The sequence below is a fragment of the Psychrobacter sp. FME13 genome (assembly GCF_014861395.1).
Classification (GTDB): Bacteria; Pseudomonadota; Gammaproteobacteria; order Pseudomonadales; family Moraxellaceae; genus Psychrobacter.
On the sequence record NZ_RRYV01000020.1, the window covers coordinates 1 to 14196 of the forward strand.

At 42.9% G+C, this 14196-nt stretch carries 10 protein-coding genes and 1 pseudogene; 4 read left to right on the plus strand and 7 right to left on the minus strand.

Annotated elements, in window-relative coordinates; translation table 11 throughout:
- The 3 genes from EI164_RS04355 to ppc form a co-directional block, all read left to right on the plus strand.
- Positions 1–133 (plus strand): hypothetical protein (locus EI164_RS04355; protein ID WP_192518775.1); only part of this gene is annotated, 133 nt, incomplete at its 5' end.
- Between the two features lie 127 nt (positions 134–260).
- Positions 261–1403, plus strand: a complete 1143-nt coding sequence (lldD, locus tag EI164_RS04360; RefSeq protein ID WP_068408375.1) for an FMN-dependent L-lactate dehydrogenase LldD — start codon at positions 261–263, stop codon at positions 1401–1403.
- A 270-nt stretch (positions 1404–1673) separates the two neighbouring features.
- Positions 1674–4448, plus strand: coding sequence for a phosphoenolpyruvate carboxylase (gene ppc, locus EI164_RS04365; RefSeq protein ID WP_192518776.1), 2775 nt, complete (start codon positions 1674–1676; stop codon positions 4446–4448).
- 321 nt (positions 4449–4769) lie between these two features.
- On the opposite strand, the gene EI164_RS04370 is transcribed toward ppc, so the two are convergent.
- The 7 genes from EI164_RS04370 to EI164_RS04400 form a co-directional block, all read right to left on the minus strand.
- Entirely contained in the window at positions 4770–5819 is a 1050-nt protein-coding gene (locus EI164_RS04370) for a dipeptidase (RefSeq protein ID WP_192518777.1), read from the minus strand.
- Between the two features lie 2 nt (positions 5820–5821).
- A complete protein-coding gene (pqqE, locus tag EI164_RS04375) occupies positions 5822–6988 on the minus strand; it encodes a pyrroloquinoline quinone biosynthesis protein PqqE (RefSeq protein ID WP_192518778.1) in 1167 nt (388 codons plus the stop codon).
- Positions 6985–7269: a pyrroloquinoline quinone biosynthesis peptide chaperone PqqD gene (gene pqqD / locus EI164_RS04380; protein WP_068407047.1), complete on the minus strand. Its 285-nt coding sequence runs from the start codon at positions 7267–7269 to the stop codon at positions 6985–6987. The genes pqqE and pqqD overlap by 4 nt, the downstream gene beginning before the upstream one ends.
- Positions 7266–8024 (minus strand): pyrroloquinoline-quinone synthase PqqC, encoded by a 759-nt coding sequence (gene pqqC, locus EI164_RS04385; protein WP_087815586.1) that lies wholly within the window; start codon positions 8022–8024, stop codon positions 7266–7268. Before pqqC ends, pqqD begins: the two co-directional genes overlap by 4 nt.
- Positions 8025–8045: 21 nt before the next feature.
- Positions 8046–8957: a pyrroloquinoline quinone biosynthesis protein PqqB gene (gene pqqB / locus EI164_RS04390; protein WP_087815441.1), complete on the minus strand. Its 912-nt coding sequence runs from the start codon at positions 8955–8957 to the stop codon at positions 8046–8048.
- 71 nt (positions 8958–9028) lie between these two features.
- Positions 9029–9103 carry a pyrroloquinoline quinone precursor peptide PqqA gene (gene pqqA / locus EI164_RS04395; protein ID WP_082894360.1) on the minus strand — a complete coding sequence of 25 codons (75 nt, stop codon included), beginning with the start codon at positions 9101–9103 and terminating at the stop codon, positions 9029–9031.
- Between the two features lie 257 nt (positions 9104–9360).
- Complete coding sequence (locus EI164_RS04400; RefSeq protein ID WP_192518779.1) at positions 9361–11991, minus strand: membrane-bound PQQ-dependent dehydrogenase, glucose/quinate/shikimate family; 2631 nt, start codon at positions 11989–11991, stop codon at positions 9361–9363.
- Positions 11992–12843: 852 nt separating this feature from the next.
- Here EI164_RS04400 and EI164_RS04405 point away from each other — a divergent pair.
- Positions 12844–13834 (plus strand): annotated as a pseudogene (locus tag EI164_RS04405) (IS3 family transposase); the annotation flags it as partial.
- Positions 13835–14196 lie beyond the last annotated feature (362 nt).

Genomic DNA, 14196 nt, shown 5'->3' on the forward strand with positions numbered 1-14196 from the left:
TAATGTAGGGCATCTATACGAAGCAGAGCCTGATTTGCAGAATTTCTATAAAAGCCTAGACCCAACCAATAGCTTTAATCCCGGCATCGGTAAAATGTCGAAAACCAAACGTAACTGCTCGTGCTGTGTGTAATAGTGAGTGTGGGTTGAGCTTGCCGCTTCAAAAATAAGCCAATTGCATCCATCGTTTAGCACTAATCAATAAATAATTAGAGATTCAAAAATATTACATAGATATTTAACAGAATAAGGGCAAGCGTATGATTATTTCATCTCCAAACGACTACAGGGCTGCTGCCAAGCGCCGACTGCCACCATTTCTATTTCATTATATAGATGGCGGTGCTTATGAGGAATATACCTTAAAACATAATGTTGAAGATTTATCGAAAATTGCCCTTAGACAACGTGTACTAAATGATATGTCACTGCTTAGTCTCGAGACGCAGTTATTTAATGAAACTCTGTCTATGCCTGTCGCGTTGTCACCCGTGGGTCTGACAGGTATGTATGCCCGCCGCGGAGAAGTGCAGGCCGCTATGGCAGCCGATCAAAAAGGCATTCCGTTTACCATGTCGACAGTTTCGGTTTGTCCGATTGAAGAAGTAGCGCCTAAAATTAACCGTCCGATGTGGTTTCAGCTTTATGTATTAAAGGACCGAGGTTTTATGAAAAATGCCTTGGAGCGTGCCAAAGCGGCGGGGTGTTCGACCTTGGTTTTTACGGTAGATATGCCAGTACCAGGGGCACGCTACCGAGATATGCACTCTGGTATGAGCGGTAAAAATGCTGCTATGCGCCGTTACTTACAGTCTATGACGCATCCGCAATGGGCATGGGATGTAGGGCTAAATGGCCGTCCGCACGATCTGGGCAATATCTCTACTTATTTAGGTAAGCCAACAGGATTGGAAGACTATATAGGCTGGCTAGGTAATAACTTTGACCCCTCTATTTCTTGGAAAGATTTAGATTGGATTCGCGAGTACTGGGATGGGCCTATGGTCATCAAAGGTATTTTGGACCCAGAAGATGCCAAAGATGCGGTGCGTTTTGGAGCCGACGGCATAGTCGTATCGAATCATGGTGGGCGACAGCTGGACGGTGTTTTATCCAGTGCACGTGCTCTGCCTCCTATTGCCGATGCAGTTAAAGGAGAGATTAAAATTTTAGCCGACTCTGGTATACGTAATGGCTTAGATATTGTGCGTATGTTGGCTTTGGGCGCTGATATTTGCATGCTAGGGCGCGCTTTTATTTATGCTTTAGCAGCGGATGGCGGTGCAGGGGTAAGCAATTTGTTAGAACTGCTAGATAAAGAAATACGCGTCGCAATGACCTTGACTGGTGCCAAAACGATTGCTGATATTAATTCTGACTGTTTAGTAAAGCTGGAGAATTAAACTTGAAGCCGTTAGTTTAGTCATCAATCGTAATAATGAAACTCATAATATTGTTGGCTGACTAGGGATAGACAGATATACCATTACAGGAATGGCTGACCCAGTATCACCAAAAAATAAATGATTAATACATAAAGCTGACAACGTCTTGGCTGATGAGAAGCGAGAGCTTCGAGATCCACATAAACAGGTTAAATGGCTTACACCATAGAAAACCTACATTTAAGACCGCACGACTATATTTGAATGAATTTGATCGGGAGATCAAGGATGACTATAAATAATGACGTATTACGTGAACGCATCAGCTTATTAGGCTCATTCCTAGGAGATGCGATTTCTCGCCAGACTGGCGACCAGACGCTCGAAACGATTGAAACCCTGCGCAAAGGTTTTATTCAACAACGACGCGCGCCTAACGACGCGAACCAGCAACAACTTATCGACTTCATCGCCTCGTTAGATAATCAAACCTTAAAAAACGTCATCCGCAGCTTTTCTATCTATTTCTTTTTAGCAAATCTAAGTGAGGAAAATTACTTACGCGAGCAGCGTCATGCCTTGCGTATGCAATCCGATCAAAGCTGGGAAGGCTCGTTTCGCCGCACCTTGCTTGAGTGTCGTGAGCGCAATATTGAACCTACTCAGATGCAAGAGCTGATTGAGCAGCTGAAATTTATACCCGTATTTACCGCGCATCCTACTGAAGCGCGCCGCCGTACGACCATGAATCTATTGCAGAGTCTATTTACTCATAGCGACGCCTTAAACAATCTTGCAGAAGACAGCTTTGCCTACGAACAAGCAAAAGAAAAAACGGCGCAAACGATTGATTTATTATGGTCATCGGATGAAGTGCGGACGCGTAAGCCATTAGTCTATGACGAGATAAATAATGGCCTGCATTATTTTAATGCCAGTTTATTCAATGCCATTCCAAAGGTTTATCGCAATATTAAAGACGCCATTGTTGATATTTATCCAGAGCTAACAGACTACCCATTACCTGCCTTCATAAGTTTTGGCTCTTGGATAGGTGGCGACAGAGATGGCAATCCCTTTGTCACTCATGACACCACAGAAATGGCCGTATTGATGCATGCTGATACCGTGCTGCGTCACTACCAAGTATTGATCAAGAAATTGCGCCGTGAACTTATTCATAGCGATACGATTGTTACTATCGAACCTGAAGTGTATGCAAAGATTGAAAGTTACGTTGAGCTCGACAGACGAGTCTTTGATTACAATACTGACGATTACAACAATGAGCCGTACCGCAGATTGTTATCGATTATCCTTGCCAAAATAAAAGCGACCAATCGCCACATTCAAAGCAAAGGTACAGACCTCGACGCCGCACACGATGCTTACGCCAACCCACAAGAGTTGTTAGAAGATTTACGCATCATTCGAAAAAGTGTCAATACTCATGACAAGGCTCATGGCGAAGGGCTATTACTCGATACGATTCGTCTGGTAAAAACCTGCGGCTTTCATCTAGCAGCGCTCGATATCCGCCAAGAGTCTTCTTATCATAGCGAAGTGATTGCCGATATTTTTGCCAATGCCTCGAACTTACCAGACTATCATGCCCTCACTGAAATAGAACGCCAGGAGTGGTTGACGCGTTTACTTGCAAAGCCTGGTACACCGCTCATCTATACCGATAATTTAACTGATAAAACCCGTGAACAATTAGCCTTGATGAACTCAGTGGCAACATTACGTAAGCTGGTCGGGCAAGATACGTTTGGCTGTTATGTCATTTCGATGACCAATAATGCCAGTCAATTATTAGAAGTCTTACTACTGATGCGTTTTGCAGGCTTATGCAGGGTTGATGATGCAGGTCAGCTGTCTGCTGACTTACCCGTCGCACCCTTGTTTGAAACCATCGAAGATCTTAAAAATATCGATAAGATCTTACCTGCCGTGTTGGACAATCCGCTATATCGAGGGTTGCTTGCGCACTCAGATAATACCCAAGAAATCATGTTAGGTTATTCAGATTCATCAAAAGATGGCGGCATCATTACGTCTGCATGGCAGCTTTATAGCGCGCAGCAAACCATTAACCGTATCGCTGCTGAATATGGTATCAAAACACGCCTGTTTCATGGGCGCGGTGGCTCTGTCAGTCGTGGCGGTGGCTCAACCCACAAAGCCATCGCAGCACAACCTGCCGGGACACTGCATGGAGAAATTAAAGTCACTGAGCAAGGTGAAGTCCTTTATGCCAAATATGCCAACACCGATACCGCTGTGTTTGAGCTTACCATGGGCATCACTGGTACGCTTAAAGCTTGCTCAACAAGATTTGTGGTGCAACCGCCTGAACTACCAAATTATGAAGCACTCTTTGCGCGTCTAGCCGATGCGGGTGAACAAAGTTATCGTACGCTTACTGACCATACCGAAGGGTTTTATCAGTTCTATTCACAAGTGACGCCAGTGCAGGAAATCTCTTTATTAAATATTGGCTCGCGCCCAGCGCACCGTAACAAAGGCCTGCCAAGTAAAACAACCTTGCGGGCAATTCCTTGGGTATTTGGTTGGTCTTTAGCGCGCTTCACCCTACCAGCTTGGTATGGCGTAGGTAGTGCTCTTCATAGCGTTAAAGAAGACGAAGCTTTAATGAGAGAGATGATTGATTGCTGGCCATTTTTTAACGTATTTATTAGTAATATTGAAATGGCGTTTACCAAGTCTGAGATGAGCATTGCTCAGGCTTATAGTCAGTTATGTGAAGATGAGGGATTACGTGAAAAGATTATGCAAGCGGTAATCGATGAGCATCACCTAACCTTCTCAGGTTTAAACGCTTTGCTTAACCAGACATCATTATTGGCACATCAGCAAAACCTTGCCGCGTCACTGCAGTGGCGAAATGCTTATTTAGATCCGATTAACTACATACAAATCGAGTTGTTGAAACGTGCCAGACAAAAAGACACTATATATGATGACGGTGACCTTAGTGTTGAAGATCCATTAATCCGTAGTATCAATGCTTTGGCAGCGGGTCTACGCAATACGGGTTAATTAATAGAGAATTACGTTCAGATATCTAACTTATGACCTAAATACATTGACTTCCTTTAATTAAATTAAGAAGGTTGAAAAGGTGTAAGGGTCAACTAATTTAGATGTGGGTGGGTTTCTATCGTCAGGCTCCCTAACTAAAATCTCCCGAATTTTTTTATACGGATTTGACGGTAGGGGTCAGTCAGCTACCAGCTATCGAGACGACCCGTATGTAACTTGGTGAAACAGATGCTTGATTATGCCACTACAGTCTATTAATTAGGCAGCAATTGAGACAAGATGTTAGAAAAAAATATTGCCTCTCAAAAAGCTCGATTATCACTGCCATATCCTATCCAGCACAGTGAACCAATTCTTTGACGTAATCTTTTCAATGAGTGGATCGGAGAAATGTCGTTGTTGCATGTGCTCAATCAGCATAGAGATTTGACTGATATCAGATAACTCATCTGGCAATAGACAACCATCAAAATCAGAGCCAAAACCGACGTGATCTTCGCCTAAATGGTCAACTAGATAATCAAGATGATCGACAATCACATCAACTGAAGTTTGCGTGTTGCGTTGACCGTCAGCACGAAGAAATGCAACATCAAAGTTCACCCCAACCATACCACCGCTTTGTTTAATGGCAGCCAGTTGCTGGTCAGTCAAATTCCTTGCTTGCTGACATAACGCGTGTGCATTAGAGTGTGTCGCGACAATGGGCTGATCAATAATCTCTAACGTATCCCAAAAAGCACGCTCATTCATATGCGACACATCGATTAGCATATGTTTTTCACGACACTTTAGAATGAGGTCTTTACCTTGATCCGTGAGACCAGATCCTGTATCGGGAGAATGAGGAAAGGAGGCATTTAAGCCATCACCAAAGAGGCTTTTTCTATTCCAGAGTGGCCCTATACTTCTAAGACCTGCATCATAAAACACATCCAGCAGTTCAGGCTGTATAGCCAAAAACTCAGCACCTTCCAAATGCAAAACGATGGCCAGTTGCTTATTCTGCTGACAAGCTTGGATTTGTTCTAATGAAGTACAAATCTGGATTTGAGCATCAGATCTTGCCTGTAATTGCTGTGCAAGTGCTAATTGCGCACAGCAGATATCGACGATTTCTTGCGGAGTGAAGTCTGAATGTGATGGATTGGCTAACTTGTCAGGATGGTTGTTTTTCACATAAGCGTAGGGCGGCAGGAAAATAGAAAATAATCCGCCCATCCATCCCGCTTTCTGACAACGTTGTAAATCCAAATGTCCCGGTAACGTGCCATAAATGAAATCGTGCACAGGATCGACAGCTGAACTCAGCCACAGGCGAGTTAACAGATCATTATGTCCATCAAATATTACAGGTTGAGCGTTCATATTCAATCCGTTACCGTACGAGTAGGTATCAGTTGTTCTTCATTCAGCTGTTTGTTACTTAGCCGCTTAGAGTTTTTAGGGTTACGAAAACGTAATTCCTCAAAAGGTACAGGCGTCTCGCTATTGATACGCGCTTCCTCGATTAGATAATGATAAGGTGATTTTCCACACACAGGATCGGCGTTTTTTGCATCTCCAGTCAGCATAAACGCTTGGCAACGACAGCCACCGTAATCCCGCTCTTTATCTGGGCAGCTTTGGCAGATGTCGGGCATCCAATCGTCACCGCGAAACTGGTTAAAACTCGCAGACTCATACCAGATATCTGACAGCTGGGTATCGCGTACGTTAGGGAACTGTATTGGCATTTGTCTGGCAGCATGGCAAGGTAGCGCTGTGCCATCAGGTGCTACTGTTAAGAAAATCTTGCCCCAACCATCCATACAAGGTTTCGGACGTTCTTCATAATAGTCAGGCACTACGAAAATAAGTTTGCATTTGATACCACGTTCTTCAATTTTTTCACGATATTCATTGGTAATGCGTTCTGCACTGACTACTTGCGCTTTGGTTGGTAGCAAACCCTCTATGTTTTCAAAAGCCCAACCATAAAACTGACAAATAGCCAGCTCGACCGTATCCGCTTCCAGCTCTAAACACAGATCAATAATCTGGTCAATCTGATCAATGTTTTGCCGATGAATCACAAAGTTAAGCACCATCGGATAGTCGTATTGTTTGACCAGACGTGACATCTCATACTTTTGCTCAAAAGCATGTTTCGAACCTGCCAAGAGATTGTTTACCGATGGATCACTGGCTTGAAAACTGATTTGGATATGCTGAAGGCCTGCTTCTTTTAGACTCGCGATTCTAGCTTCAGTAAGTCCCATACCTGAGGTGATGAGGTTGGTATAAAAACCTTGCTTGTGCGCATAAGCGACCATTTCTTCTAAGTCTTGACGCACCAGTGGCTCACCGCCAGAAAACCCAAGCTGCACCGCGCCCATTTGCCGCGCCTGATCAAACACATCAAACCATTCCTTTGTCATCAGCTCTTCTTTGTACTGAGCATAGTCAATGGGATTGGAGCAATACGGGCATTGTAAGGGGCAACGATAGGTCAACTCAGCGAGTAACCATAGCGGCAGTCCGACGGGTGCAGTCATACTAAATCAATCCAATGTTCACGTTGAGCCACCAACATATATTCGATAATGTCTTGCTCGATTTCAGGTATATCACCAAACATAGCCTTCACCTTTTTAATAATATCAGCAATGGACGCTTGACCATCAATGTGTTGACCGATGATGCTGGCACTCTCATTTAATTTGATCATCCCTTCAGGATACAGCAACACATAAGCGTTCTGTGCAGGCTCAAACTGAAAGCGATAACCATGACGCCATACTGGGACGATAGAGTGATCTAGTTCAGGTAAACTCATTTGAACAATCCTTTATGCCAGACATTATCATCAGTGACGCTTTGGTAAGGGGCTTGATTATGGACATAGGCCAAGCTCAAAGAATCCAAAATGGTCCACAAAATATCCAGTTTAAATTGTAGAATCTCTAACATACGCTCTTGTTGTTCAACTGTTTTGAATGAGTCGAGCGTAATGGTTAGGCCATGCTCAACATCGCGGCGGGCCTGACTTAAGCGCGAGCGAAAATAGGTATAACCTTGCTCTTTAATCCAAGGATAATGTTTTGGCCAAGACTCTAAGCGCGATTGATGAATCTGCGGGGCAAAAAGCTCTGTCAGTGAGCTGCTAGCTGCTTCTCGCCATGAGGTACGACGCGCAAAATTTACATAAGCATCGACTGCAAAACGTACACCCGGCAACACCAATTCTTCAGAAATCACTTGTTCGCGGCTAAGACCAACCGCTTCTGCCAGACTCAACCATGCTTCACGACCGCCACCATCAGGATACACGCCATCTTGATCAATCATGCGCTGAATCCACTCTTGACGCACCCGCTGATCGGGGCAATTCGCCATGATTGCCGCATCTTTCAAGGGAATATTGATTTGATAATAGAATCTGTTGGCGACCCACGCTTGAATCTGCTGTTGGGTCGCTTGTCCTTCATGCATCATGATATGAAAAGGGTGGTAAATATGGTAATACTGACCTTTAGCCAAAATCGCTTGTTCAAACGCCTCTACGCTAAGGGCGGTCTTCTCTTCTTGCATGCTGTTCATATTATCTTCGCCTTACAGTTCAAGCTGCATACCATCAAAAGCCACTTCAACACCGTGTCTTTTTAATTCAGCAGCTTGTTCAGAGTCTTCATTCAATATCGGATTGGTGTTATTGATATGAATTAATATTTTGCGGGAATTTTCGAGTTGATCTAAATAATGTAGCGAGCCATCTTCACCACTAATGTGTAAATGACCCATATCTTGACCCGTTTTAGTACCGACGCCACATTCTTGCATCTCATTGTCGGTCCATAGCGTGCCGTCAATCATGACGCAATCAGAAGCTTGCATAATCTGCATAACCTCATCGTCAATCTTGCCTAGGCCTGGCGCATAAAAGAGTTGTTTTTGCGTTTTTAAGTCTTTTACAATCAGCGCAATATTATCGCCATCATGGGGGTTATTACGATGTGGCGAGTAGGGTGGTGCCGAGCTTCTAATCACCAAAGGCGTCAATTCTAAATTGCTAAAACCTTCAATATTAAAGGTCTGTTTCGGATCAATTTGGTGATATTGCAGGCCACCATTCCAGTGTTTCAACATATTGAAAATAGGAAACCCTGTCGTGAGATCTTGGTAGACCATCTCAGTACACCAAACAGGAATCGGACACCCTTCTCGCAGGGTCAATAGCCCAGTCGTATGGTCAAGCTGACTGTCCATCAAAACCACATTCGTGATGCCTGTATCTCTCAGGTTACGTGCTGGCTGTGCCGCCTTAAATTCAAATAATTGCTGACGAATATCAGGTGACGCGTTGAATAAAATCCAATCTATGCCATTCTCTGATATGGCTATCGAAGACTGGGTGCGGGTCTTTGCTTCAATTGTGCCTTGACGAACACCATGACAATTATAGCAATTGCAATTCCACTGTGGAAAACCACCACCAGCCGCTGAGCCTAAAACGTGAATATACATAAATCAATATTTCCAAAAAAATAAAAGCCCTAATCATCTAGGGCTTTTAATGTATTTAAGTCTAGTAAATTTTAACGCGCTTCAAAATACATAGTGACTTCGAAACCGATACGGATATCTTGAAAAGCTGGTTTAGTCCATTGCATAGGATTACTCCGGAAAGATCTCACTAGCTAATAAGTAAGATTAGTAAAAAGAATCTTTAATGGTATTCTAATCTAGCCCCTGCTGTCAAATCTGTAAAAAGACGGAAAACATTTTAGTTACGCAGTCTAACAGTAGTAATCAAACTATACTTATCTTGGCATATACCACTGTTCATTGTAAGGTAAATTGGATATATGCCTTAGTAATAAAACGGCAATGAATCAAATCATTACCGCTTCATTAAACAGGTATGATGTTACTTGGCTTTGTCAGCAAGTTTATAAGCCATAACATAATCCCCAATAGTAGTACCAACTGAACCATGTCCACCAGCTACCAATACGACCATCTGCTCACCTTTAGAATTTAGATAAGTCATAGGCGTCGCTTGGCCACCTGCTGGAATACGAGCATTCCACAATACATCGCCATTTTTTAAATCATAGGCGCGGAAGTTGTTTTCAGTAGCCGCTGACAAAAATGCTACGCCTCCTTTTGTGATGATGGGTCCGCCAATACCAGGAACACCCAGCTCAAACTTCAATGGAATAGGGGACAAATCTTGCACGGTACCGTTTCTACGTTGATAGGCAATCTCACCGGTTGCTAGGTCAGCACCCGCTACTGTGCCCCATGGTGGTTGCTGACAAGGAATGCCTAACGGTGATAAAAATGGTCCCAGCTCTACCGCGTAATCTGCACCTTTATTTTCATTAACTCCTTGCTCTCCTGTATTGGTTTCTCCCTCACCAAGATTGTCTCTAGGAATGAGTTTTGATGTAAATGCCAAATAAGTTGGCATACCAAACATTACGCCATTTTCAGGATCAACGGCGAGGCCGCCCCAGTTAAAGGTACCGAAGTTACCAGGATAGACCAAACTGCCATTCGTCGATGGTGGTGTATAACGACCATCATAATTGAGTTGGTTAAACTCAATACGGCACATCATCTGATCAATGAGGCTAGCGCCCCACATGTCTTTTTCTTTCAACATCGGCGGCTCAAAACTCAAACCAGAGTAAGGTTGCGTTGGAGCGACATGTTCACCTGCAACCAAGTAACCTTGCGGCGCGGCGCGTTCTTTGATCGGTACGATTGGCTCGCCTGTTGCACGATTCAATACATACACATCGCCTTGTTTGGTGGGAACAACCAGTGCAGGCTGAACACCTTCTTTGGTTTTTAAGTCAAGTAAGCTTGGCTGAGCTGGCGTGTCCATATCCCAAAGATCATGGTGAACAAATTGTTGAACCCAGCGCGCTTTACCTGTTTTAATGTCTAAAGCGACAACAGACGTCGCATATTTTTCTTCATCTGCGGTTCGATAGCTGCCTAATTGATCCGGTACACGATTGCCCATAGGGAAATAGACCAAACCAAGTTCTTCATCAGCGCTGGCGATCGCCCATGAGTTTGGTGAACTGGTTTTGTACATCTGAGTTGGATCATTGACATCGAAAGGCGCTGTGTTATCAGGATCTCCTGAATCCCAGTTCCATAGTAGCTCGCCAGTATTGACATCATACGCACGAATAACACCAGAAGGTGAATTGACGTCGTAGTTATCATTAACGGCACCTGCCACCACAATCGTATTGCCTACCACTATCGGAGGCGACGTTGAATAATAATAACCCGCTTGTTTAAATGGCATATTGTGCATTAAATCTAAAGCACCATCTTTACCAAAATCTTGACAACGTTGCCCAGTATTTGGGTCAAGTGCATATAACTTAGCATCGGAAGTTGGAATAAATATTTTTGCATCGCATTGCTTAGACGCGTTTTCAAAGGTATTACCAGCTACTTTCTGAACTGGTGTATGGCCGGTCTTGACAGTTGTGTTAGTCACAGCTGCATTATTGGTATTTGCGCCATTGATGGCATTATTACTATTTGTCTCATCATTAATAACTGGAGAAATACTATCAGTACCAGCTTGACCTGCATAATAGGACACGCCTCGACACGTTTGATGTTGGCGTTGTAGATTTTTTCCTACTTTGGGGTCAAACTTCCATAATGTTTGACCAGAGTCTGCGTCCAAAGCTAATACCCAGTTGTGTGGAGTGCACATATATAGGGCATTGCCAATCTTTAAAGGAGTTGCCTGATAGGTGGTCTCACCGATATCATTAGGACCTTTGACATCACCTGTTTGAATTTGCCAAGCAAGCTCTAAGTCTTTGACATTATCAGTGGTGATTTGAGTCAGAGGCGAGTAGCGCTGCCCATAGTCAGTACCACCATACGCGCTCCACTCACCCTCTGGCGTTTGCTCGCCATTTGATAACGGAACACCAAGATTTGTAGGTGTTGAATTTTGATCAGCACCATCTTTGGCAGTTAAATTGAGTTCACCTAACTTATCGGTGGCATTATTAGCCATACTACCAAAAGAGATCAGTGCGCCCACAACCACACTAGCCAGCAATCCCCAATAATAAATAGGGTTTTTTGAGTTATTTTTGGCGTCTTTGAAGGGAGTTGTAATAAGATTTTCGGAATGTAAGCTCGATGTACCATTAGCAACTAAATTTTTATCAGAGCTCTTTGATACTCGAGTTTTATTACCCTGCATCTTGTTAGATACCCATGGCAATAACATTAATAAACCAAATATCAGCGGAAAGCCCAAGCGAGTTGCCAGTGCCCACCAATAAAACCCAGATTCCCAAAGCGCCCAAGCCAGGGTCGCTATAATAAAAATAGTATAGAGCCCATAGGCGCTCCAATGTCTTTTAAATAGCAAAAATGCTGTGACAAGCATCGTAATGCCAGCAATAACATAGTAAGCGCTACCGCCTAACGAGAGTAAGTAGGTACCTCCAATAAGCAAAGGTGCGGCAAAAACCGCCATAATAATAGCTATGAATTTTTCCATGAGCGGAACCACCTGTTTATATAAAAGCAGATTGGCATGCAATGATGGACGACCAGTTAAAACTAGGCGTCCATCATTACATACCTATGTAATTAACAAATAAATCAAACGTCGAATAACGTTTTGGACTTTATTTTATCACTTATACACAAGATCAGTAAAGGTGAGGTAAGATAGGAAAAACTGTTTGGTAAGTGTTTTAGATACTAGGGCGTGTCTTCATTTTAAAAATGGTGATAAAAATTAGATAAATTGTAGTCAAACAAGGAAAATAGCGCCGTTAATATCGGGATATTACCTAGCTATTTGATGAAGTTTGGCAAAATTTAGCCATTTTTAGCCCATTTAGATGTCCATCGATTGAATTGAAGACACGCCCTAAACTGTTTTTGATATAAATCCATAAATGCATAGCCTAAGACTCAAGTCCTCACTAGCAGACTGAGCTTCTTCCTAGAGATGTTACGTTAAATGGTTTTCATGCAAAAAAAAGTCATCGGTTCGAGTGCTCGAAAATAGCTCTGCTATCATGAGAATAATACATAAGTTTAAGTTCCAAAAAACTATCTATAGAAATCTGCTATGACCCTCCCTAAAACCTCTTTAACACGTAAATATATCCTTTTTTAGCAGCAGCGATGCTGTCTGTGTCAGCTATGGTTACTGATTTTAGCCAAGTTCAACGCGAAGCTAATCAAGGTGATGCTGATGCCTAATATGTGCTTAGGATGATATACGTCAAAGGCGAAGGCGTGCGACTAAACACCATGACTACTAAAAAATGGTTTGAGCTATGCTGAAGAAACCGTAGAGGTAAATTTGGTAAACTAAGCGTATTAATCGGAGTTTATCATGACCAAGAAAGTAAGAACCTACTGTGACGAATTTAAAGCCGAGGCAGTCAAGAAGATAGCAGACAATAATGGCAATATCTCAGCGACCGCAAAGCAGCTTGGCATCGCCATGCAGACCTTATCTAATTGGCACAATAAAGCCAATCAAGGCAAGCTTATCAGCACTCAGCAATATGAACCTGATCTTATGGCAGCTATTCAAGAAATAAAGTAGCTCAAGCGACAACTTAAAGTTGCTGAAGAAGAGCGAGAGATATTAAATGAGGAGGGATAAAGCGGAGCATTGCTTCGCCCCGACGCAAGGGGAGAGCTATGCTCGAGTGAGGCGACGGCGTACTTTGCCAAGCACAGCTAGTAAAGTACGCCTTTATAAAAACTAATAGACAGGTCTTTAGTATCGTCTCTATGTGCCGTGTGTTAAGCGTCAAACCATCAAGCTATTACGACTGGAGTAGTCGCGATATCAGCGAGCAGCAGATACATCGCAACCATTGTGAGCTACTAGTTAAAGCCGCTCACAGTGAAAGTAAAGAACGTTATGGTTATGAACGTTTGCATGCAACACTCACCGAGCAAGGCCATGACATCACCTATATCTGGACAAATGAGGGTTGGCTGTATTTAGCAGGCGTTAAAGACTTATACATTAAAGAGCTTGTCGGTTACGCCATCATCAAACGCATGACAGCAGATCTAGTATGCAAAGTATTGAACATGGCCATCAAGAACAAACGACCCAGTAAAGGGCTAGTCGTTCACTCTAAAATAGGCAGCCAGTATGTAGCCACGCGTACCATAAGATCATCAAGCAGCCTCACTTTACAAGCTCAATGAGCGCTAAAGGTAACTGCTTTGACAACGCACCCATAGAAAGCTTCTGGGGCATATTGAAGAACGAACTAGTATATTACCAAGACTATAAAACAAGGTTTGCCGCTATTACCAATATCATTAGATATATCGAGTTGTACTACAATCAAACGAGGATGTTGATGAAGATGACTTTATGAATAGTTAGTAGGTATGAGAATTAATCAATCATCAACCAACCTTAATAAGGGTTTATCATATAATGATGATTGCATGAGCTTATCATCAGGTATTGTCTATTTAACTTATGGCTACCTGAAATGAGGTTCACGAGGAAGCATATTAAAATAAAAGAATAGCACAGGTATATTGCAGATTGGTTCATGAACCAGCCAAAAATCGTACGCGGCTTTTCAAAGTAGCTTCTCATGACTATGAGTATTTTTTTACTTTATCAGATAGCTATCTCAGGCGCTGTGCATACTTAGTGCCAGTATTACAGTCATGAATAGAGCACAGGCCATATATCACAAGCAAGCAA